This is a genomic window from Pseudoalteromonas sp. 19-MNA-CIBAN-0066, from assembly GCF_040308705.1.
Taxonomy (GTDB): Bacteria; Pseudomonadota; Gammaproteobacteria; order Enterobacterales; family Alteromonadaceae; genus Pseudoalteromonas; species Pseudoalteromonas nigrifaciens.
In genome coordinates this window covers 92,886-115,162 of sequence record NZ_JBEONZ010000004.1, presented here as the reverse complement: position 1 = coordinate 115,162, position 22,277 = coordinate 92,886, and the positions used below count along the sequence as shown (strand labels likewise).

Sequence of the window (22,277 nt, the reverse complement as noted above, 5' to 3'; positions counted from 1 at the left end):
CTTATGAGTGAAGCAATTCCGACAATTATTGCTCTGCAAATGTGCTCAGGGGTTGATCCTGAGCAAAACATACAAACGCTAGTTAATCAGTTACAACAATTACCCACTACAAGGCCACTATTAGTGTGCTTGCCTGAAGCCTTTTTAGTGTTTAGTAAATCGGGTAACGATACCTTAAAAGTGGCTAAGCATGCAGAGCGTTATAAGCAGCAGTTAAGCGAGCTGTGCCAATTGCATAATATTTGGTTAAGCGCTGGTACTATGCCAGAACCTTATAACGACAATAAATATTACGCCGCGTCGCACTTATTTAATGCCCAAGGTGAGCTCGTTGCCAGCTACAATAAAATGCATTTATTTGATGTAACAGTTGATGATTCAACAGCCAGCTATCGAGAATCAGACTTTACTCAAGCAGGAAATGAAGTTGTTGTTGTCGACTCTCCCTTTGGTAAAATAGGCTTAACAGTATGTTATGATCTGCGTTTTAGTACTTTATATACTCAACTTGTACGCCAAGGTGCAGAAGTTATATTAGTCCCTAGCGCCTTTACGGTAGTGACCGGACAAGCCCATTGGCAACCTTTATTGGCGGCTCGTGCAATAGAAACACAATGTTATGTGATTGCTGCAGCGCAATATGGAGCACATGAAAATGGCCGCCAAACCTATGGCCACAGTATAGTTCTGTCTCCTTGGGGAGATACATTAAGTGAGTTGCCCACGGGCACAGGCTTTATAAGCGCCACGTTAGACTTAAAGCAATTACACAAAATTCGACGAGATATGCCAGTGCAATCTCATCAACGATTTAGAGAGCATTTATTATGAATACGGTTGAACAGCATTTATTACACGACAGCCAGCTAAATCGAGAAGAACTCGAAAAAACGCTCGCCTACATTCATCAACATAAGGTGGATTACGCTGATTTATACTTTCAATCAAGTCACCATGAATCATGGGTACTTGAAGACGGCTTAGTAAAAGAAGGTTCATACAATGTTGAACGAGGCGTAGGTGTACGCGCAGTAAGCGGCGAAAAAACCGGTTTTTCGTACTCAGATGCAATCACCCTTGAAGCACTTAATAAAGCCGCAACTGCAGCGCGTAGTATTGCCGAGGCCGGTGAAAATAAATCAATTCAAGTATTTAGCGATGTAACTGCAAAGCAGCAGTTTGCCCCGCATCAGCCAATTTCAAGTATGAGCGATACTGATAAAGTAAATTTGTTACGAGAGCTTGAAAACTATATTCGTGAACTAGCACCCGACGCAGAGCAAGTAATAAGTTCAATGTCGGCCGTGTACGAAGAAGTACTTATTGCCGCTAGCGACGGTACTTTTGCCACCGATATTCGCCCACTTATTCGTTTAAATTGTTCAGTACTACTTGAGAAAAATGGTCGTCGTGAACGCGGTGGAGCCGGTGGTGGTGCGCGTTTAGATTATGGTTATTTTAAAGAGTTAGTAGAGGGTAAACCACGTTGGATGGAGTTTGCAGAAGAGGCAGTACGCCAAGCAAAGGTGAACCTAGAAGCCATTGATGCACCAGCCGGAACCATGGAAGTGGTGCTAGGAAATGGCTGGCCAGGTGTATTATTACACGAAGCCGTAGGCCACGGTCTAGAGGGCGACTTTAACCGTAAAGGCGCCTCGGCGTTTAGCGGAAAAGTAGGGCAAAAAGTAGCGTCTGAGCTATGTACTGTGGTTGATGATGGCACTATGGCTGATCGTCGTGGCTCACTTAACGTAGACGATGAAGGCACACCTGCGGCCTATAACGTACTTATCGAAAACGGTATTTTAAAAGGCTACATGCAAGATAAAATGAACGCGCGCCTAATGGGCGTTAGCCCAACGGGTAACGCACGCCGTGAATCGTACGCACATTTACCTATGCCACGCATGACCAATACTTACATGTTAGGCGGTGAGCACAGCCAAGCAGATATTATCAGTAGTGTTAAAAAAGGCGTGTTTGCGCCTAATTTTGGTGGCGGACAAGTTGATATAACGTCGGGTAAATTTGTATTTAGCGCATCAGAAGCCTATTTAATCGAAAACGGTAAAATTACCCAACCAATTAAAGGCGCAACCTTAATAGGTAACGGCCCAGAAGTAATGCAGCAAATATCTATGGTAGGTAACGACCTTGCGCTTGATAAAGGCGTTGGCGTGTGCGGTAAAGACGGCCAAAGCGTCCCTGTTGGGGTGGGTCAACCTAGTTTGAAAATAGACAAGTTAACAGTAGGTGGAACAGCTTAAGTACTGCTATTTGATTTAATAAAAGATAAAAGCAGCGCAGTGTTTGGACATAAGCAAAGGATGTTGGCTTGCGATCACTAAGTGTGTGCTTTAAATAAGCTGGTATATAAACCTAAACATGGTTTGTATTTTGAGCTGAACCCTATTCACGGCTGCGCTTATCGTAGCCGTGTTTTTAATTACATGGTAGAATTTGCGCAATTTTTTGCAGCAAACAAAGTAGCACAGCAATGATCTTAGATGATATTCGCGTTGTTTTAGTTAACACATCACACTCAGGTAATATTGGCTCGGCGGCTCGCGCCATGAAAACCATGGGCTTATCAAAGCTTTATTTAGTCGACCCAGCGTGTGAAATCGACAGTCATGCCAGTGCATTAGCCGCTGGAGCAAGTGATGTTTTAGGTAATGCTGTGATTGTTGATACTGTTGCAGATGCAATTGCCGATTGCGCGTTAACTATTGGCACGAGTGCACGCTCTCGCACACTATCTTGGCCTATGGTTGAGCCACGTGAATGTGGTGAAAAGCTAGTAAGCGAAGCTGTGAATGGTCCGGTAGCTTTGGTGTTTGGTCGTGAAAATAGCGGCTTGAGCAACGATGAATTACAGCTTTGCAATTATCATGTATGTATTCCGGCAAATCCAGAGTACAGCTCGCTTAATTTAGCTATGGCAGTGCAAACATTATGCTACGAAACGCGAATGGCGTTTTTAAATCAGCAACCTAAAATAGCCGAAGAAGATGACACCGTTTACCCTAGCTCAAAACAAACTGAGTTATTTTACGGGCATCTTGAAGAGACACTGTTTAATACTGGGTTTATCATTAAGCAGCACCCAGGCATGGTTATGACCAAGTTACGTCGTATGTTTAATCGTGCTCGCCCTGAAGATGCTGAAATGAACATTTTACGTGGTATTTTAACCTCTATAAATAAGTCGATACCTAAATAATAATGGTTATAGCAATTAGTTATAACAAGCTACGATTAAATAACGCGCTAATACTTGACTAAATTACTCAGGTAATTACAATAGGACGTAATACTTGAGTAAAATACTCAGGTATTACGTGTTTAGCTAAGAACTGGTTTTAAGTTTTAATACTTGACTAATTTACTCTGGTAATTAAAATTTGCACTCTTTTGTGCGGAGGGCGTTATGAAGTTAACATCAAAAGGCAGGTATGCCGTTACAGCTATGCTGGATGTTGCACTGCACACAGGTGTAGGTCCTGTTGCCCTTGCTGATATTTCACAGCGACAAGAAATTTCTTTGTCTTACCTTGAACAGTTGTTTGCCCGTTTACGTAAAAACGGTTTGGTAAGCTCTGTTCGCGGCCCTGGCGGTGGTTATTTATTGGGGCGTAAAGCGGACGCTATTTCTGTTGGTGATGTGATAAATGCAGTAGATGAGTCAGTTGATGCAACACGTTGCCAAAAAAGTGATATAGGTTGCCAAAGTGGTATGCGCTGTTTAACTCACAATTTGTGGTCAGAATTAAGCGCACGAATAGAAGAATTTTTAGATAATATTACCCTTGCTGAATTGGTAGAGAAATCTGATGTGAAAGAAATCGCATTACGCCAAGATAACAGTGTTAATGATGCAATTAAGCAGTTGGAAAATATTCAAGTAAGCTGTCAACTTTAAGGTTGACCTGCAGCGGAGAGAGAAATGAAGTTACCGATTTATTTAGATTACGCAGCAACCACGCCTGTTGACGAACGTGTTGCCAAAGAAATGATGCAATGCCTGACAATGGACGGTAATTTTGGTAATCCTGCGTCACGTTCACATAGGTTTGGTTGGCAAGCTGAAGAAGTGGTTGATCAAGCACGTACCGATGTTGCTGATTTAATTAATGCAGACCCACGTGAAATTGTTTTCACTTCGGGTGCAACTGAATCAAATAACCTAGCAATAAAAGGCGCAGCACAGTTTTACAAAAAGAAAGGTAAGCATATTATTACCGCTAAAACTGAGCACAAAGCTGTAATCGACACGTGTCGTGAGCTTGAGCGTCAAGGTTTTGAAGTAACCTATATGGACGTTGAAGAAAACGGCCTACTTGATTTACAAAAACTTGCCGACACTATGCGTGACGACACCGTACTTGTAAGCATCATGCATGTTAATAACGAGCTAGGTGTAATTCAAGATATCGCTACTATTGGCGAAATGTGTCGCGAACGTAAAATTATGTTCCACGTAGATGCAGCGCAAAGCGCAGGTAAAGTATTAATTGACGTACAACAGCTTAAAGTTGATTTTATGTCATTCTCAGGCCACAAAGTATATGGTCCTAAAGGTGTTGGTGCACTTTACGTTCGTCGTAAACCGCGCGCTCGCCTAGAAGCACAAATGCACGGTGGCGGCCACGAACGTGGTATGCGCTCTGGCACACTTGCTACGCATCAGTTAGTGGGTATGGGTACAGCGTTTAGAGTTGCTAAGCAAGATTTCGAAAAAGACCATGCACATATAAGCGCCCTACGTAAGCGCTTAATTGACGGTATTATGAGTGATATGGAAGAAGTGTACTTTAACGGTACACAAGACCAATCAGTACCAGGCATTGTAAATATCAGCTTTAACTTTGTTGAAGGTGAGTCGTTACTAATGGCAGTAAAAGACATTGCAGTATCGTCAGGTTCAGCCTGTACGTCAGCAAGCTTAGAGCCTTCTTATGTTTTACGTGCACTTGGCCGTAACGACGAATTAGCACATAGCTCAATTCGTTTTAGTATTGGTCGTTTTACCACCGAAGAAGAGATTGATTACACCGTTGAATTAATGAAAAACTCTATCGGTCGCCTACGTGAAATGTCTCCACTTTGGGAGATGCATCAAGAAGGTATTGATTTAGATTCAGTTGAATGGGCTCACCACTAATAATAGTGCGAGTACATACCTAGCAGGTAGTGAGGATAGAATTATGGCTTACAGTGATAAAGTAATCGACCACGTAGAAAACCCACGTAACGTAGGTGTTTTAGACAAAAATGATCCGTCAGTGGCAACGGGTATGGTAGGCGCACCAGCATGTGGTGACGTAATGAAGTTACAAATTAAAGTATCTGCCGATGGTATTATCGAAGATGCAAAATTTAAAACGTATGGTTGTGGTAGTGCAATTGCTTCATCTTCACTGGTAACAGAGTGGGTTAAAGGCAAAACACTAGAGCAAGCAGCGACTATTAAAAATACTGATATAAGTGCAGAGCTAGAGTTACCACCAGTGAAAATTCACTGTTCAATTTTAGCCGAAGATGCAATTCAAGCAGCAATTGCAAATTATAAAAGTAAACAAGCGAAGTAAGAGAGTTCCATGGCAGTGACATTGACAGATGCGGCAGCAAACCGCGTACAATCATTTTTAGCAAATCGCGGTAAAGGTTTAGGCCTGCGCGTTGGCATTAAAACGACGGGCTGTTCAGGTCTTGCCTATGTACTTGAGTTTGTTGACGAGCTAAACGGCGACGACGAAACATTTGTAGCAAAAGGCGTTACCTTAATTGTTGATGCTAAAAGCTTAGTTTACATTGACGGCACGCAGCTCGATTACACTAAAGAAGGCTTGAATGAAGGGTTTAAATTTACTAACCCTAATCAAGCTGACGAGTGTGGTTGTGGCGAAAGCTTTACCGTTTAAATTTAAACGTGTTTTGAATACCTAAGTTACTTGGGTATAAAACAAGCCCTGCCAATAAACGTAGGGCTTTGTTATTTTTGAAATTAATTTCTGAATATTATTGGTTGAAGTTATGCGCTATTTTGAGTTATTTGCAATACCAGTTGACTACAATATTGATTTAGTAATAGTTAACAAGCACTACTTAGAGCTACAGCGTGCAGTGCACCCCGATCGCCATGCCAACGCCAGCAGTCGCGATAAATTAATGGCCGTGCAAAGCGCCGCAGAAATTAACGACGCACTACAAATATTAAAGCACCCAGTAAAGCGTGCCGAATATATGTTAAGTGAGTTGGGTGTCGATATTCGTGCTGAGCAACAAACCTTGCAAGATCCGGCATTTTTAATGCAGCAAATGGAACTTCGCGAAGAGTTAGAAGAGCTAACGTCAGCGAGCGATCCTGACACTGCAATCGCTAATTTTGAAAAGCAAATCAAGCAACTTAACGAACAATACAGTGCACAACTTGCACAGCAATTAGCAAGTAACGACGAGCAGCAATACCAAGCTGCTGCAGATAATGTTCGTAAACTAAAATTTGTTTATAAACTACGTGACGAACTAGAGCGTATTGAAGACAGTTTATTTGATGACTAATCACCTAACTTGCTAATTTATAAAGCAAGGTAAAGCGAGTTTAAAAAATATTATGGCATTATTGCAAATTGCTGAGCCGGGGCAGAGCGCGGCACCACATGAACATAAACTAGCCATAGGTATTGACCTAGGTACAACTAACTCATTGGTAGCCACGGTACAAAGTGGCGAAGCACGCACCTTAACAGATGACTTAGGTGAAGCAATGCTTCCTTCGGTAGTGCGTTATCAGGCGGGTGGGATCACTGTAGGCAGCGAAGCTGTAAAATCAGCAACGCAAGATCCCGTTAATACGCTAATTTCAGTTAAGCGCTTTTTAGGTAAAACCCAAGCAGAAATAGAACAAAGCTATGGGCAACTACCGTATCAATTTTGCCAGCACGATGGTGCACTTGCCATAGAAACAGCTGCTGGAAAAATCAGCCCAGTTAAAGCATCAAGCCATATTTTAGCTGCATTAAAAGCCCGTGCAGAACAAAGCTTTGGTAATCAAGAAATATTAGGTGCAGTTATTACTGTACCGGCATACTTTGATGACGCTCAGCGCCAAAGTACAAAAGATGCCGCTGAACTTGCAGGTATTAACGTACTGCGATTATTAAACGAGCCAACAGCAGCCGCTGTTGCTTATGGTTTAGACTCGGGTCAAGAAGGTATTATTGCTGTTTACGATTTAGGCGGTGGCACCTTCGATATATCAATTTTGCGCTTGCACCAAGGTGTATTTGAAGTATTAGCTACCGGTGGCGACTCAAGCCTAGGCGGCGATGACTTTGACTCACTGATTGTGGATTACTTAAAGCAGCAAACGGGTGTAACCACTTTATCTCCAGCGGTGCTGCGCTTATTTATTAATAAAGCTAAAGCCTGTAAAGAAGCATTAAGCCAATACTCAACTGTTAATGTTGGGCTTGAGTTTGATGATGAGAAACACATGGTTGAAGTGACCCGCGAAAAACTTGACGAGCTTGCGATACCACTCGTTAAAAAAACGCTTCGTTCTTGTCGCCGTGCTGTAAAAGATGCTGGTATTGAGAACGAAGAAGTGCTGCAAGTAATTATGGTGGGTGGCTCTACTCGCATGCCATTAGTTCGCAGCCAAGTTAGTGAGTTTTTTAATAAAGAAGCATTAACGTCAATTGATCCCGATCGCGTTGTAGCGTTAGGCGCTGCGTTGCAAGCAGACGTGTTAATAGGTAATAAACCTGATTCAGATATGTTGTTACTTGATGTATTACCACTATCGCTAGGTCTTGAAACTATGGGTGGCTTGGTGGAAAAAATTATTCCACGTAATACCACTATTCCAGTAGCACGTGCCCAAGAGTTTACTACTTTTAAAGATGGCCAAACAGCCATGTCGTTGCACGTACTACAAGGTGAGCGCGAATTGGTAGACGATTGTCGCTCTCTTGCTAAGTTTAGTTTAAAAGGTATTCCGCCAATGACTGCGGGTGCTGCACATATTCGGGTTACGTTTAAAGTAGACGCCGATGGTTTACTTAGCGTATCGGCAATGGAAAAATCGACAGGCGTACAAGCAGATATTCAAATTAAACCGTCATTTGGTTTATCAGACGACCAAGTCTCTAATATGCTAAAAGAGTCAATGAGCAACGCTAAAGGCGATATGCAAGCGCGTATGCTCAAAGAGCAGCAAGTAGAAGCACTACGTGTAATTGAAGCACTAGAGGCATCACTTGCGAGTGACAGTGGTTTACTTGACGAAGCGCAACTAGCATATTTACGAGCTGAAATTGCAGAGTTGGTAAAAGTGCGTGAGAATGCGCAGCAACCAAACGAGATTAAAACCGCGATTGAAAAAATGGATAACGCCAGCAGCGATTTTGCCGCACGCAGAATGGATGCATCAATTAAAAAAGTTCTTACTGGGCAGTCAGTAGACAATATTTAAGAGAGATTAGAATGCCACAAATTATTTTTCTTCCCCATCCAGAATTGTGTCCAGATGGCGCTGCAATTGAAGCACCTAGTGGTCAAACGGTTCTTGATGTTGCCCTTAAAAATGGCATTAGCATTGCTCACGCATGTGAAAAGTCATGTGCGTGTACCACGTGCCATTTAGTGATCCGCGAAGGCTTTGATTCGCTAGAAGAAAGCGACGAGTTAGAAGACGATATGCTTGATAAAGCATGGGGCTTAGAGCCAGAGTCGCGCTTAGGTTGCCAAGCAATTATTAGAGATGAAGACCTAGTGGTTGAAATACCTAAGTATAACGTTAATATAGTTAATGAAGAGCACTAGCTTTTAACGATTAATATAATAAAAGCCGCTGTTTAATACAGCGGCTTTTTTGTTTGCAAACCGTAGGCAAGAGTTTATCTCGCGCACACAAAGCGCGGCATAAAACCCCGACTTGTATCTACATAGTGTTACCCGTAGGCGGGAGTTTACCTCGCGCAGATTTATCTAAAAAGTTAGCCTTGGCTCTATGTCACGCATTAAAAGCTAACACCTTAAACGTAATTTGGAGGTTTATTTTGAGTAATCTTATTTTTTCTGACTCGTTTATTAATGGTGAATTTTATAAAACAGACACACACTTTAGTGTTGATGATCCTGCTACCGAAAAAAGCATTGTTGATGTAAGCGATATTGATGAGCAGGGTGTAAATAATGCAATAGTTGCTGCTCAAAGCGCATTTGTTAAATTAAAAGCAACCAATGCTACGCAGCGAAGCGAAACCTTGATGCGCTGGTATGAGCTAGTTATAAAACACAAGCAAACGCTTGCAGAGTTAATGACCAAAGAGCAAGGTAAACCACTTAAAGAAGCATTGGGCGAAATTGATTACGGCGCAGGCTTTATAAAATGGTTTGCCGAGGAAGCTAAGCGCAGCTATGGCGATGTTATACCTGCTACCGACAATAGCCATAGATTAACCAGCTTTAAGCAGGCTGTAGGAGTTGTTGCAGGGATCACGCCATGGAATTTTCCTGTTGCTATGATTACGCGTAAAGTTGCCCCCGCCTATGCAGCCGGTTGTAGTTTTATATTAAAACCTTCAGAGCACACCCCATTATGCGCTATTGCACTTGCTTATTTAGCCGATCAAGCAGGGTTTGAAAAAGGGGCATTTAACGTCTTAGTATCGCAAAATGCTAAAAAAGTAGGAAAAATACTAACCGACTCTGAGATAGTGCGTAAGTTTACTTTTACCGGATCAACGGGGGTAGGCAAGCAGTTATTAGCGCAATGCGCAGGTACTATTAAGCGCACTTCTATGGAGCTTGGAGGAAACGCACCTTTCATTATTTTTGATAATGCAGACCTCGATGCAGCTATTGAGGGGTTAATGGCTGCTAAGTTTAGAAATAGTGGGCAAGCTTGTGTTGCTGCAAACCGTATCTTTATTCAGCGTAATATTATTGATGCGGTACTAAATAAACTAACCCCTAAGGTGGCTGCTTTAAAAGTCGGTAATGGCTTTACAGCAGATGTTGATATCGGCCCGCTTATTTACCCTAAGGCAAAAGAAAAAGTACAGCAGCTAGTACAAGACGCACTAGATAAAGGGGCAGTATTGATTGGTGATAACAGTGATTTAGGTGGCAGCTTTCAAAACCCGTTGATTGTAAATAACGTCACTACCGACATGGATATTTACCATGAAGAAGTATTTGGCCCAGTATTAACAATTATTCCTTTTGATGATGAAAGCGAAGTACTTACCCTAGCAAACGACGTACCTTACGGCTTAGCCGCTTATTTTTACAGCCAAAATATTAAGCAGGTTTATCGCATTAGCGAAGGTCTTGAGTTTGGCATGATTGGTGTAAACGAAGGCGTTATTTCTAACCCTGTAGCGCCATTTGGTGGTGTTAAGCAATCGGGCCTTGGCCGTGAAGGGGGGCACCAAGGGTTAAATGAGTACCTAGAAGAAAAATACGTGTGTATTAAAATTTAAACCGTTTATATGCTCTTGGCGGCTTGCAGTAAAACAACTTCAAGGCGCTGTACAAATACATTGAGCAATTTATTTTAGGCAAAGAAAAGCGCGCTCTATCTCTAGGCGCGCTTGCGGAATCTTCTAATTTTCTGCATCCTGCAATTGAACTTAATCAACTCCAAATTCTTACAAATCCTTGTTATTACAATATTACTTTTTAGTTCTATGTAATGTAGGCGCTCCTGCCTGTATCCTTTATTTCCTCAACATCCTGTAAAACAACGTAAATCCTTTGTTGCTATCCTTTACGCATCATCCAGATGCTATCCTTTAAGACATTCCATTGTGCTGCTCTCCTAGAGCCTGTCCTAAAATCCGTTTTGTATTAGTAACCTAAATCATTGGTTGGTCGAGTAAGTTGTCCGTTTCCATTTACTCGTTAAGCATCACTGCTTGGTTGTTAAGTTAATTATAGGCGGTACGATATTTTAAAGAAGTATAGGTTGCTAATTAATTGCTATAGTCGTAATAGTTAAAATAATTTACTTTAATTAAAACAATTGGTTACTTTGTTTGTTATGGTTTTCCATGTTGTGTTTTCATCATTGGCTGTCACGTTTGTAGGATATGTCTTACGTTGGTTTTCTATTTTAGCGATTTTAACAGGATCAGATTATATAAAGTGTGCACTTTTGGGTAAGGCACGGTAGAATTATTGATAATAGTTATTATTCAGGTGGGAAATATGAAAAAAGTATTCGCAATTGTAGTTGGTTTGGCTGTGTCGGCACCCGTTTTTGCAACTGAGTCCGTTAATATTTATTCTTTTCGACAGCCTTTTTTAATAAAACCAATTTTAGATGACTTTACCAAACAAACTGGTATTAAAACAAATGTAGTGTTTGCTAATAAAGGCTTAATAGAGCGCGTTAAGCGCGAAGGTAAACACAGCAAAGCCGATTTAGTATTAACGTCTAATTTTAGCGCCTTAATCCAACTTGAAGATTTAGATTTAACGCAAACTATTAGTAGCGAAGCAATTAATAACAATGTGCCTGCGGCATTTCGTGATGGCGACGGCCAGTGGGTGGCACTTACTAAGCGAGTACGTAATGTTTACTCGTCAAAAGAGCGTGTGGGCGCGCTACCTGAGCTGACTTATGAAGATTTGGCAGATCCAAAATATAAAGGGCAAATATGTACTCGCTCTGGTAAACATCCGTATAATTTGGGTTTAGTTGCATCAATGATTGCACACCATGGTGAAGCAGATACCAAAGTATGGCTTGAGGGGGTTAAAGCAAATTTAGCGCGTAAACCACAAGGTAACGATAGAGCGCAAGTAAAAGCAGTAAAAGAAGGTTTGTGCGATCTTGCATTTGGCAATAGTTACTATTTAGGTAAAATGCTGCAAGATGAAACCCAAAAAGAATGGGCACAAGCGGTAAATATTAACTTTCCGAACCAAATCAATCGCGGCTCGCATATAAATGTGTCGGGTGCAGTTATTACAAAATACGCTAAAAACCCTGAAAATGCCTTGAAACTCCTAGAGTATATGACCGACAATAAAGCGCAAAACATGTACGCTTCAATTAATATGGAATATCCGGTTAAGCTAGGCGTAGAATTATCAAGTTTAGTTGCATCTTGGGGAAGCTTTAAAGAAGATAGCTTACCACTTGATGAAATTAGTAAATATCGTCCGTTAGCGTTAAGGCTAATTGATGAGGTGAAATTCGATCTTTAAATGACTTATAAATTTCAGCTGTCTAAATGGCAGCTTTTTGCATGGTCGACAGGATTATTACTGTCGACCCCATTGTTTTTTCTGCTATTTGAATCTCTACAAGGTAACTCAGAGGTGTTTTCGCATCTTTGGGATACAGTGCTGTGGGATTACATTTCTAATACCGTATTACTTATTTTAGGTGTGTGTGTACTAAGCTGTGCTATTGCCTTACCACTTGGCTGGCTAACCGCTTATTGCCAGTTCCCGGGTAAAAAACAGTTTGAATGGGCGTTAATGCTGCCACTGGCTATGCCTACCTATATTATTGCCTATGTTTATACCGACTTGCTTGATTACGCAGGCCCAGTACAAAATACTCTCAGAGACTGGTTTGGGTGGCAATCGCCGGATGATTACTGGTTTTTTGATATACGCACTTTGCCCGGCGCTATTGTAATGCTTGCACTGGTGCTTTATCCCTATTTATATTTAATTTTTAAAACAGCCTTGCGTGAGCAGTCTTTTAAGTTAGTACAGGCTAGCCAGTTAATGGGGCTGTCGTCGTGGCAGAGTTTTTTTAGGGTGAGCTTAGTGTTATCGCGCGGCGCAATTGTAGCTGCGCTAGCGCTAATTAGTATGGAAACCATGGCTGACTTTGCCACAGTAAGCTACTTTGCTGTAAGCACCTTAACCACTGCCGTATACGATACTTGGTTTGGTTATTACTCGTTAACCGCTGCAGCTAAAATATCGGGCGTGATGTTATTACTATTGTTTTTAGCCTTAATGACGGAGCGCTTTAGTCGCCGTAATCAAGCGGTGTTTGAGCGTCAGTCGGGTATAAATAGTGAAGCGCTTTATATATTAAAAGGCAAGTCGGCTTGGCTGGCAACGCTATTTTGCAGTGTGATTTTAATTGTTGCCTTTGTTATACCTATCACTGTGTTAATAAAGTACGCCATTGTTTATTTTGATCAAGCATGGAGTAGTGAGTTTTTTAGCTATGCGTGGCAAAGTTTAAAGGTAGCTATAGTAGTAAGCGTAGTAACGCTGTTACTTAGTGTATTAGTGGTGTTTTATCAACGTATAGCCAAGCAAAATTATCCACTTATTCCGGGGCGATTAGCTAGCACCGGCTACGCTTTACCAGGAACAGTACTGGCTATTGCGGTGCTATTACCGCTTACGCTGTTAGAAAATACTGTAAACCGTGTGCTTGAGCCATACGACTTAAATATAGGCTTGTTACTCACTGGCAGTGTATTTACCATTATTTTTGCTTATGTAGTGCGTTTTTACGCAGTAGCACATGGCGCGATTGAGTCGAGCTTTTTACGCATTAGCCCCTCTCTCGACATGGCTAGCCAATCTATGGGCAAAAGCCAAGGCCATACGTTACGTTTGGTGCATTTACCCCTACTTAGACGCGGGTTGCTTACTGCGGCTTTGCTGGTGTTTATTGAATGCATGAAAGAGCTACCTACGGCTTTGTTACTTAGGCCGTTTAATTTTGAAAGCTTAGCTACGCATGTGTTTCAGTATGTGAGTGATGAGCAATTAGAGCTGGCTTCTATATCGGCATTATTTATTGTGCTGGTTGGATTTATCCCTCTGTATTTTATTAACCGTTCTATGGAGCAACGTAGTTAAATGAGTAGTTTGATTTTACAAGGCGTGAGCTATCAATATAACGGTACTAAGGTTATTCACGAGCTAAATTTAACCATAGGTAAAAACGAAATAGTGTGTTTGTTAGGTGCCAGTGGTTGTGGTAAAACCACCACCTTAAAAGCAATTGCAGGGCTAATAGAAACGCAACAAGGAAGCGTGTTTATCGATGGTAAGCTGGTGAGTAACGCCAATACATTTATCTCGCCAGAGCATCGTAATATTGGCATGATGTTTCAAGATTATGCGTTATTCCCGCATTTAACCGTGGCACATAATATTGCTTTTGGCTTAAGTAAAATGAGTAAAGAGCAAAAGCAACAGCGCGTTGATGAAATGCTTAAGCTGGTGCATTTAGTTGGCTGCGCCGACAGGTATCCGCATCAGTTATCGGGTGGGCAACAACAGCGCGTGGCGATTGCGCGTGCACTTGCTTACAAACCAAGTTTACTATTACTTGATGAGCCGTTTTCGAATATAGACACTCAAGTACGCTTTGAATTAATTGCCGATATTCGCCGCATAATTAAAACTCAACAAGTGTCGGCAGTATTTGTTACCCACTCAAAGGAAGAGGCTTTTGCATTTGCAGACACGCTGGCTATTATGCACCAGGGTAAAATAGCTCAGCAGGGCACCCCAGAACAGCTTTTTGCTAAACCAAGCTCAAAGGAGGTTGCAGAGTTTCTGGGTCAGGGCATATACTTAAGCGCAGAAGTGTTAACAGCAACTGAATATAAAACCGCTTTTGGCCTAGTTGAGTCGGTTATTGCGCACCAGCACCAGGCTAATATAGGAAAAATATATGTGCGTCCTCATCAAATAGAGCTAATGAGCGACAATAAAAAAGATAGCCATAGTGAACGCGCCACCATATTAAGCAGTCGTTTTATTGGTTCGGCTTATGTTTACACTGTAGTTATTGCACAACAAGAAATAGAAGTTGCAGCGCAATATGGCCAGTCATTTGTTCAAAATGAGCAGGTTATAATAAAAATAAAACCCCACACGGTGAATTTTTTCGAATCATAAATTAATTTGTTATTCGCTGTGTTTATCTATTTATAAGCTAAGGAATAACAATGGCACAAGCGCAATCAGGGATTTGTGCTGAAGCAAACTTACACGGTTTGCATTTATTTTTTAATGTGTTTGATGGCCAAGATGAGTCATTACGTACAAAGCTCAAGCAAGTAAGCGCTATTGAGGAAGAGTTTAGCGATCAGTTTTCTGAATCTATGCTTTCTTGTATGGTGGCTATTGGTGCACAGTATTGGCCGCATATTTTGCCAGAGTATATCCCCAGTGAACTACAAAGCTTTCCTAATATAAATCATAATGAACACGCAATGAGCGTGCAGCCGTGTGATTTGTTTGTGCAAATACGTTCAGACCGCGAAGACGTCAATCATTTATTTGCACTGCAAATTTTAAAGTTATTTGCACCAGACGTAGAGCTGGTGGAACAAATTCGTAATTTTAGATTTTTAGATGGTCGCGATTTCAATGGTTTTATTTATGGTGGCAAAATGCCGCATGGCCGACAAAAGCGGGCAACGGCGTTAATAAATAAACCAGGTAGCTTTGAGGATCAAGGCAGTTATATTCATGTGCAACGTTATAAGCACGATCTAAGTGTATGGCAGCATCTATCGCTAGATGAGCAAGAGCAAATAATAGGTCGCACTCGCTTAGACAACACTCTTATAGCCCCAGCGCTTGAAACCAGCCATGCACAACGCAGTGAATTAAAAGATGAGCAAGGCCAGCCAATATTACTTAATCAAGGCATGCCTTATGGCGATGTTTACGAGCAAGGAATGCTGTCAATTACTTGCTCGGCCAGTGGAACCGCATTTGAACAGGTATTAAAAAGTCGTTTAGGTGAGGGGGAGTGCTATGATCATTGGCTTGATTTTACTCAAGCCGATATGGGGTCTGCGTTTTTTGCACCGTCAGTTGGGTTTTTAAAACAGTTATAACGCATGTTTTAAATACTAAACCGTATCAAATAAAATACGTACCCGCTCTAGGGTTAAGTCTATTTCAGATATTTTAGCTGGGGCAATAAAAATAGTGTCGTCGCCAGCTATAGTACCTAACACGCCATCGGCTTTACCTAATGAGTCAAGTAAACGCGCAATAAGCTGAGCCGCGCCTGGACTGGTACGGATAATAATCATCATTTCGTTATGCATTATATCAATAACAAGCTGGCGCAACGGGCTTTTTGCTGTGGGTACGCCCATTTCTGCTGGCAAGCAATACACCATTTCTTGTTTGGCATTGCGCGTTCGTACCGCGCCAAACTTACTAAGCATGCGCGACACTTTACTTTGGCTTATATTGTCAAAACCTTGCTCTTTTAACGAATCTACTATATCGCCTTGAGAACCAAAGTTTTCTTCTTTTAAAAGCGCTTTAAATGCTTTTACTAACGCTTCCTGTTTGTCTTGTGGTTGCATAGTTTTTATTTGCTTTTTATTATCCATGCCGCAAATTCTACACAAAAACGAATAATTATGCAGCAGTTGTTTATTTAACTTGCCAGTTTACTGTATTCAGGCCAAATGTTTTTACAACTATGGTCTAAAATATTACGAAAATAGGCAGGATAAATTTGTTTTTAGTCGCTAATTTCTTTATCTTAGAGCCATAAATATTTCCTACCTCAAATCACGGAGAATTCCAATGAAAGTTGCTGTATTAGGTGCTGCAGGCGGTATCGGTCAAGCGTTGTCTTTATTATTAAAAACAGGCTTACCAGCTGGTTCTGAATTATCACTATATGATGTTGCACCAGTAGTTCCAGGTGTTGCGGTTGATCTATCTCATATCCCTACAGCGGTTAAAGTAGCTGGCTTTGGCGCTGATGCGTTAAATGAAGCGCTTAAAGATGCTGATATCGTACTTATTCCTGCTGGCATGCCACGTAAGCCAGGTATGGATCGTGCAGATTTATTTAATGTAAATGCTGGCATCATCAAAACGTTAGCAGAAGGCATAGTTGCAAGTTGTCCTAAAGCGTTAGTAGGTATTATTACTAACCCAGTAAACGGCACTGTACCAATTGTTGCTGAAGTATTTAAAAAAGCTGGTACTTACGACGCTAAACGCGTATTCGGTATTACTACGCTTGACGTTATTCGTTCAGAAGCATTTGTTGCTGAACTTAAAGGCGTAGACGTAGCAACTGTTAAAGTTCCTGTAATTGGTGGCCACTCAGGTACTACTATTTTACCTCTACTTTCTCAAGTTGAAGGCGTGAGCTTTACAGATGAAGAAGTTGCAGCACTTACTCCACGTATCCAAAATGCGGGTACTGAAGTTGTAAATGCTAAAGCGGGTGGCGGTTCAGCTACTTTATCAATGGGTGCAGCAGCAGCTCGTTTTTGTATGTCTTTAGTTAAAGGCCTACAAGGTGAAGACGTTGTAGATTACGCGTACGTTGCTGTTGAAAATGGCGATGCGGAGTACTTTGCACACCCAGTACGTTTAGGTAAAAACGGCGTAGAAGAAATTCTTTCTTACGGCGAACTAAGCGCATTTGAAACAAAAGCAAAAAATGACATGCTTGAAACACTGAAAAAAGACATCAAAGAAGGTGTTGATTTCATGGCGTAATAGCCAAAATCAAGTGACAAAAAAGCCTGCGTTTGCAGGCTTTTTTATTGCTCGGAATTTAGCTAACCTGCACCCAGGTTAGCTACACATAAAGGCAGTAAAGTTAGTGATCGCGATCAACTGCAATACGGGCAAGGCTCACAAGTGCTTGTTTATATTCAGACTCAGCTAAAAAGTCTAAGCAAGCAATGGCTTTGTCGGCTTCAAGTTCGGCCTTTTGCATCGTAAATTCAAGCGCATTGGTTTGTTTAAGTGCCGCTAAAATTTCTTCAAGATGATCCATGCCATTACTGTGCTCTATAGCGTCACGGATCAGCTGTGTTTGCTGCTCATTACCATGTTGCATTGCATAAATAAGCGGCAGAGTTGGTTTCCCTTCGGCTAAATCATCACCAATATTTTTACCTAATTGATCTGCATCTGCGTTGTAATCAAGTACGTCATCAACGAGCTGAAACGCAGTACCTAAATGCATGCCGTATAGGTTAAGCGCATCAAGCGTGGCTTGGTTTTGCTCAGTAATAATGGCCGCAAGGCCTGTCGCGGCTTCAAATAGCTTAGCGGTTTTAGAGTAAATAACCTGCATATAACTCGCTTCAGTGGTGTCGGGGTCATTACAGTTCATTAACTGTAATACTTCACCTTCAGCAATAATGTTAGTTGCATCTGCAAGCACTTGCATTACCTGCATTTTACCAAGGCCAACCATAAGCTGAAATGAACGAGTGTAAATAAAGTCGCCCACTAATACGCTGGCAGCATTACCAAACTCAGCATTTGCTGTAGGCGTGCCTCGGCGTAAGTTAGATTCATCAACAACATCATCATGTAATAGTGTTGCGGTATGAATAAACTCAACAATAGTTGCAAGTGTAATATGATCTTTACCCTGATAACCCAATGCTCTGGCCGCTAGTATTGCCAACATTGGGCGCACGCGCTTGCCGCCACTGTTTACAATATACAAGCCAAGTTGGTTAACTAACGCCACATCTGAGCGCATTTGCGCATGTATAAGTTGATTGACGTCATTCATATCGTTTTCGATTAACGCCTGGATAGCTTTTATATCCATTGATCTCCGAGCCAATTTTTATGTGTGAACGGCGCAGATTGTACAACAAAAAAAGCACTAGCTCGATATTTTGTGACGATTCCCTGAAAAAACACGGTTAACATCGCTAATTAGCACTTAAATACGAGAGATAGCTGATTAATTAGCGTACAAAGTGTGCTGTAATTTATGTTTATTTATTATCCGTTGTAGTGTGTGTTTAGCTAAGGCAAATTATTTTCACTAATCGTGAAAAAGCGCTTGGCAAAAGGGCTATTTAATATAAAATAGGGGAAATATTGAATTGCTCTCAATGCAGCTACTTTTTATTCATTTTAATTACAAAATAGGCTTGCTAGTTATTACGCCGTAGCGTAAACTTCGCGCCCTATCGAAGAATATTTTAGTTGCGTCGATTTGAGGGCGCACAGACGGAGTTAATTATGTACGCGGTTTTCCAAAGTGGTGGTAAACAGCATCGTGTGACTGAAGGTCAAACGATTCGTCTTGAAAAATTAGACGTTGAAACTGGTGCAGCAGTAGAATTTGATTCAGTACTTTTAGTTGCTGATGGTGAGAAAATCGAGATTGGTGTACCGTTCGTAAACGGTGGTAAGATAACAGCTGAGGTTGTTTCACATGGTCGCGGTGAGAAGATTAAGGTTGTTAAATTTAGACGCCGTAAGCATTCTCGTAAGCAAATGGGCCATCGTCAATGGTTCACAGAAGTTAAAATCACTGGCATTAGCGCTTAATTAGAGGTACTTAGAAATGGCACATAAAAAAGCAGCTGGTAGTACTCGTAACGGTCGCGATTCAGAAAGCAAACGCCTAGGTGTTAAGCGTTTTGGTGGCGAATCAGTTCTAGCGGGTAGCATCATTGTTCGTCAGCGTGGAACTCGTTTCCACCCTGGTACAAACGTAGGTATCGGTAAAGACCACACTATCTTCGCAAAAGCAGATGGTAAAGTTCAGTTTGAACAAAAAGGTCCTTTAAACCGTAAATACGTAACTATCGTAACTGAGTAATCAGTAAGATAGTTAAAAAACCCCGCCTTTGCGGGGTTTTTTGTTTTCATTATTTTACAATATATACCCAAGCCTGCAATTATACCTATGGGTTTAAGTAGCGGGCTCTTTAACGAAGTTATAGAGCGATCTAATTCGTAAAATGGTTCAAATATTTATGCCAATTGGTATTAAGTTGGCTTGGGTATATAATAGTGTTATTAACAAGCCAATCCCTAAAGTGAGTAATCATGAAGTTTGTAGATGAAGTAGAAATTCGCGTAGAAGCTGGAGACGGTGGCGCCGGTATCGTGTCTTTCCGTCGTGAAAAATATATCCCAGAAGGTGGGCCTGACGGTGGTGACGGTGGTGACGGTGGTAGTGTTTATCTACAAGCGGATGAAAACTTAAATACCTTAATTGATTACCAATTTGAACGCTTCCATAGAGCAGATCGCGGTACTAATGGCCGCAGCCGTAACTGTACTGGTAAAAAGTCTGACGATTTAATTATTATGGTGCCTGTAGGTACACGTATTATGGACGTTGATACGCAAGAGGGATTAGGGGATTTAACCCAACATGGCCAAAAGATTTTGGTGGCAAAAGGCGGTTTCCATGGCTTAGGAAATGCGCGTTTTAAATCAAGTACAAACCGTGCTCCGCGTCAAAAAACCTTAGGGACAGAAGGCGAAGTACGCAACCTTAAACTAGAGTTATTGTTACTAGCAGATGTAGGCTTATTAGGTTTGCCAAATGCAGGTAAGTCTACCTTTATCCGTAGTGTATCGGCAGCAAAACCAAAAGTAGCAGATTACCCATTTACGACGCTTATTCCAAATTTAGGTGTGGTCCGTCCTGAAGCTAATAAATCATTTGTTATCGCTGATATACCAGGCTTAATTGAAGGCGCATCGGATGGTGCTGGTTTAGGTATTCAATTTTTGAAACACCTAGAGCGCTGTAGAATATTACTGCATATTATTGATGTAATGCCAGTTGATGGCTCAAATCCAGTTGATAATGCATTTGCGATTGTTAATGAGTTACATCAGTACAGTCCTAAATTAGCAGAAAAACCGCGCTGGTTGGTATTTAATAAAATAGATTTATTACCAGCTGACGAAGCAAAAGCTTTATGTGAAAAAATTGCACAAGAGCTAGGCGAAACTGAAAATATTTACAGTATTTCTGCTATTAATAAATCAAATACTCAACCACTAATTCATGACGTAATGACATTGCTTGAAAGCATGCCAAAAGAGAAATTCGTTGAAACTACAGACGAAGAGGTTGAGTTTAAGTGGGACACCTATCATCAAAAAGCCGCTAAAAAGAGCGACGATGATGATGATTGGGATGAGTGGAATGAAGATGATTACGACGTAGAAGTTGTGTACGAGCGTTAATTATAATTAATTACATATAAAAGGAGCTTATGCTCCTTTTTCTTTGTTTAATAATAAATACTGGATAATTAGTGTGATAATTTCAATGATTGCTGCAATGGCAAATAACCGTGTAATTGGCCTTAATAATACAATGCCTTGGCATTTACCTGGAGACTTACAGCATTTTAAAAAAGTAACCACAGGTAAACCTGTGATTATGGGGCGCAAAACATTTGAGTCTATTGGACGGCCTTTACCTGGGCGTCGTAATATTATTATTACCCGTAATAGCCAGTATCAAGCAACTGGAATAGAAATTGTTACAACGCCAGAGGCCGCGTTAAATTTAGTTGCTGATGTGGAAGAGGTGATGATCATTGGTGGTGGAAATATTTATCAACAATTTTTAGAAAGTGCACAAAGACTTTATTTAACCTTTATAGACTTAGATGTTGAAGGTGACACTCAGTTTCCTGATTACGAAAAAGTGGCAACCTGGCAGGTTAAAGATGAAATACAAATGGCTGCGGATGAAAAAAATCAATATAGTCATAAGTTTGTAACTTTATATAAAAACCCTTAACATTATTGCGAAATACTGAGCATATTGGTACAATATTAACTAATCCAATAGGAATAAAGTATTATAAAAAGGGTTTTCCATGATTAAGTTATCAAAGCTAGTTGTTATTACTGCGCTTGCAGCCGGTTCGTTTGTATATACTGCCCCTGCACAAGCAGATGATCAGTTAGCGATTTCTATCTGTGAGTATATTGCAGCGGATGATAAAAATCGTTTACGTAGTAAGCTTAAAAGCTCACGAGTGAAAGTTCGTAATATATACGACGCAGTATTTTGTAACGGCAATAATTTATTGCGTCATGCAGTGGCAAGTAATGCATTAGACAGCGGTGAATATATAGTAAAAAACTTATCTAAAAGCTCGCTAGAAGATGGTGCTGATATATCATGGGCTGAATCGAACGGTCATTCAGGATCGCCCTTAATTACTATAATTAAAGAGCGCGCAGGTCTTTAATTTTACAATAAATACGATTAAACCACGTTTTATACGTGGTTTTTTTATGCCTATATTTTTATAAATAATTTTAAATAACACAGCACTATTTTAGTATTGTAATCCCCCCCTTTTAACACAAACGCCAACCTTATTAAAAACATAACCCTTTTTACTTATTAACTTACTTATTGTGTTGAAATGAACTTATAGCCGACTCTATAGGTGCTGAAGTTAAAGGAATCTAGGAATAGCCACAAAAAATAACTCATTGTTTTTATTTGGGTTAACATTCTTGTTGTTGCT

General features: G+C 40.9%; 23 protein-coding genes. 21 read left to right on the top strand and 2 right to left on the bottom strand.

The window, feature by feature from the left end; genetic code table 11:
- Positions 1 to 3: 3 nt before the first annotated feature.
- From AAEZ18_RS04235 to AAEZ18_RS04165, 15 genes are all read left to right on the top strand, one after another.
- Complete coding sequence (locus AAEZ18_RS04235; protein WP_192531540.1) at positions 4 to 831, top strand: carbon-nitrogen hydrolase family protein; 828 nt, start codon at positions 4 to 6, stop codon at positions 829 to 831.
- Positions 828 to 2,267: a metalloprotease TldD gene (gene tldD, locus AAEZ18_RS04230; RefSeq protein WP_011329320.1), complete on the top strand. Its 1,440-nt coding sequence runs from the start codon at positions 828 to 830 to the stop codon at positions 2,265 to 2,267. Before AAEZ18_RS04235 ends, tldD begins: the two co-directional genes overlap by 4 nt.
- Positions 2,268 to 2,497: 230 nt before the next feature.
- Positions 2,498 to 3,223, top strand: a complete 726-nt coding sequence (trmJ, locus tag AAEZ18_RS04225) for a tRNA (cytosine(32)/uridine(32)-2'-O)-methyltransferase TrmJ (RefSeq protein ID WP_011329318.1) — start codon at positions 2,498 to 2,500, stop codon at positions 3,221 to 3,223.
- A gap of 207 nt (positions 3,224 to 3,430) precedes the next feature.
- Positions 3,431 to 3,922 (top strand): Fe-S cluster assembly transcriptional regulator IscR, encoded by a 492-nt coding sequence (iscR, locus tag AAEZ18_RS04220; protein WP_011329317.1) that lies wholly within the window; start codon positions 3,431 to 3,433, stop codon positions 3,920 to 3,922.
- 24 nt (positions 3,923 to 3,946) lie between these two features.
- Entirely contained in the window at positions 3,947 to 5,164 is a 1,218-nt protein-coding gene (locus tag AAEZ18_RS04215; protein ID WP_011329316.1) for an IscS subfamily cysteine desulfurase, read from the top strand.
- Positions 5,165 to 5,207: 43 nt separating this feature from the next.
- Positions 5,208 to 5,591 (top strand): Fe-S cluster assembly scaffold IscU, encoded by a 384-nt coding sequence (iscU, locus tag AAEZ18_RS04210; RefSeq protein ID WP_011329315.1) that lies wholly within the window; start codon positions 5,208 to 5,210, stop codon positions 5,589 to 5,591.
- Positions 5,592 to 5,600: 9 nt separating this feature from the next.
- Positions 5,601 to 5,924 (top strand): iron-sulfur cluster assembly protein IscA, encoded by a 324-nt coding sequence (iscA, locus tag AAEZ18_RS04205; protein ID WP_197181820.1) that lies wholly within the window; start codon positions 5,601 to 5,603, stop codon positions 5,922 to 5,924.
- A gap of 112 nt (positions 5,925 to 6,036) precedes the next feature.
- Positions 6,037 to 6,564 carry a co-chaperone HscB gene (gene hscB / locus AAEZ18_RS04200; RefSeq protein ID WP_041454584.1) on the top strand — a complete coding sequence of 176 codons (528 nt, stop codon included), beginning with the start codon at positions 6,037 to 6,039 and terminating at the stop codon, positions 6,562 to 6,564.
- 52 nt (positions 6,565 to 6,616) lie between these two features.
- On the top strand, positions 6,617 to 8,479 hold the full coding sequence (hscA, locus tag AAEZ18_RS04195) for a Fe-S protein assembly chaperone HscA (protein ID WP_350594145.1): 1,863 nt from the start codon (positions 6,617 to 6,619) through the stop codon (positions 8,477 to 8,479).
- Positions 8,480 to 8,490: 11 nt separating this feature from the next.
- Positions 8,491 to 8,829, top strand: a complete 339-nt coding sequence (gene fdx, locus AAEZ18_RS04190) for an ISC system 2Fe-2S type ferredoxin (protein ID WP_011329311.1) — start codon at positions 8,491 to 8,493, stop codon at positions 8,827 to 8,829.
- A 236-nt stretch (positions 8,830 to 9,065) separates the two neighbouring features.
- Positions 9,066 to 10,493, top strand: coding sequence for an NAD-dependent succinate-semialdehyde dehydrogenase (locus AAEZ18_RS04185; protein WP_011329310.1), 1,428 nt, complete (start codon positions 9,066 to 9,068; stop codon positions 10,491 to 10,493).
- 727 nt (positions 10,494 to 11,220) lie between these two features.
- Positions 11,221 to 12,225 (top strand): Fe(3+) ABC transporter substrate-binding protein, encoded by a 1,005-nt coding sequence (locus AAEZ18_RS04180; protein ID WP_089368781.1) that lies wholly within the window; start codon positions 11,221 to 11,223, stop codon positions 12,223 to 12,225.
- Positions 12,226 to 13,857, top strand: coding sequence for an ABC transporter permease (locus tag AAEZ18_RS04175; RefSeq protein ID WP_350549978.1), 1,632 nt, complete (start codon positions 12,226 to 12,228; stop codon positions 13,855 to 13,857).
- Positions 13,858 to 14,907, top strand: a complete 1,050-nt coding sequence (locus AAEZ18_RS04170) for an ABC transporter ATP-binding protein (protein WP_086997672.1) — start codon at positions 13,858 to 13,860, stop codon at positions 14,905 to 14,907.
- Positions 14,908 to 14,957: 50 nt separating this feature from the next.
- Entirely contained in the window at positions 14,958 to 15,857 is a 900-nt protein-coding gene (locus AAEZ18_RS04165) for a Dyp-type peroxidase (protein WP_011329305.1), read from the top strand.
- Between the two features lie 15 nt (positions 15,858 to 15,872).
- On the opposite strand, the gene argR is transcribed toward AAEZ18_RS04165, so the two are convergent.
- Positions 15,873 to 16,340 carry a transcriptional regulator ArgR gene (gene argR, locus AAEZ18_RS04160; protein WP_041454781.1) on the bottom strand — a complete coding sequence of 156 codons (468 nt, stop codon included), beginning with the start codon at positions 16,338 to 16,340 and terminating at the stop codon, positions 15,873 to 15,875.
- Positions 16,341 to 16,566: 226 nt separating this feature from the next.
- Between argR and mdh the strand changes: the two genes are divergently transcribed.
- Positions 16,567 to 17,499, top strand: coding sequence for a malate dehydrogenase (gene mdh, locus AAEZ18_RS04155; RefSeq protein ID WP_011329303.1), 933 nt, complete (start codon positions 16,567 to 16,569; stop codon positions 17,497 to 17,499).
- Positions 17,500 to 17,602: 103 nt separating this feature from the next.
- On the opposite strand, the gene ispB is transcribed toward mdh, so the two are convergent.
- Positions 17,603 to 18,574, bottom strand: a complete 972-nt coding sequence (gene ispB / locus AAEZ18_RS04150) for an octaprenyl diphosphate synthase (protein ID WP_011329302.1) — start codon at positions 18,572 to 18,574, stop codon at positions 17,603 to 17,605.
- A gap of 422 nt (positions 18,575 to 18,996) precedes the next feature.
- On the opposite strand from ispB, the gene rplU reads away from it, so the two are divergent.
- From rplU to AAEZ18_RS04125, 5 genes are all read left to right on the top strand, one after another.
- Positions 18,997 to 19,308, top strand: coding sequence for a 50S ribosomal protein L21 (gene rplU, locus AAEZ18_RS04145; protein ID WP_006794538.1), 312 nt, complete (start codon positions 18,997 to 18,999; stop codon positions 19,306 to 19,308).
- 16 nt (positions 19,309 to 19,324) lie between these two features.
- Positions 19,325 to 19,582: a 50S ribosomal protein L27 gene (gene rpmA, locus AAEZ18_RS04140; protein WP_002957747.1), complete on the top strand. Its 258-nt coding sequence runs from the start codon at positions 19,325 to 19,327 to the stop codon at positions 19,580 to 19,582.
- A 230-nt stretch (positions 19,583 to 19,812) separates the two neighbouring features.
- Complete coding sequence (gene cgtA, locus AAEZ18_RS04135) at positions 19,813 to 20,970, top strand: Obg family GTPase CgtA (protein ID WP_011329301.1); 1,158 nt, start codon at positions 19,813 to 19,815, stop codon at positions 20,968 to 20,970.
- Positions 20,971 to 21,043: 73 nt separating this feature from the next.
- On the top strand, positions 21,044 to 21,535 hold the full coding sequence (gene folA / locus AAEZ18_RS04130; RefSeq protein ID WP_172459222.1) for a type 3 dihydrofolate reductase: 492 nt from the start codon (positions 21,044 to 21,046) through the stop codon (positions 21,533 to 21,535).
- Positions 21,536 to 21,614: 79 nt separating this feature from the next.
- The gene (locus AAEZ18_RS04125; protein ID WP_011329299.1) at positions 21,615 to 21,992 is read left to right on the top strand and encodes a DUF3718 domain-containing protein; all 378 of its coding nucleotides are present in this window, start codon (positions 21,615 to 21,617) and stop codon (positions 21,990 to 21,992) included.
- Positions 21,993 to 22,277: the final 285 nt, after the last annotated feature.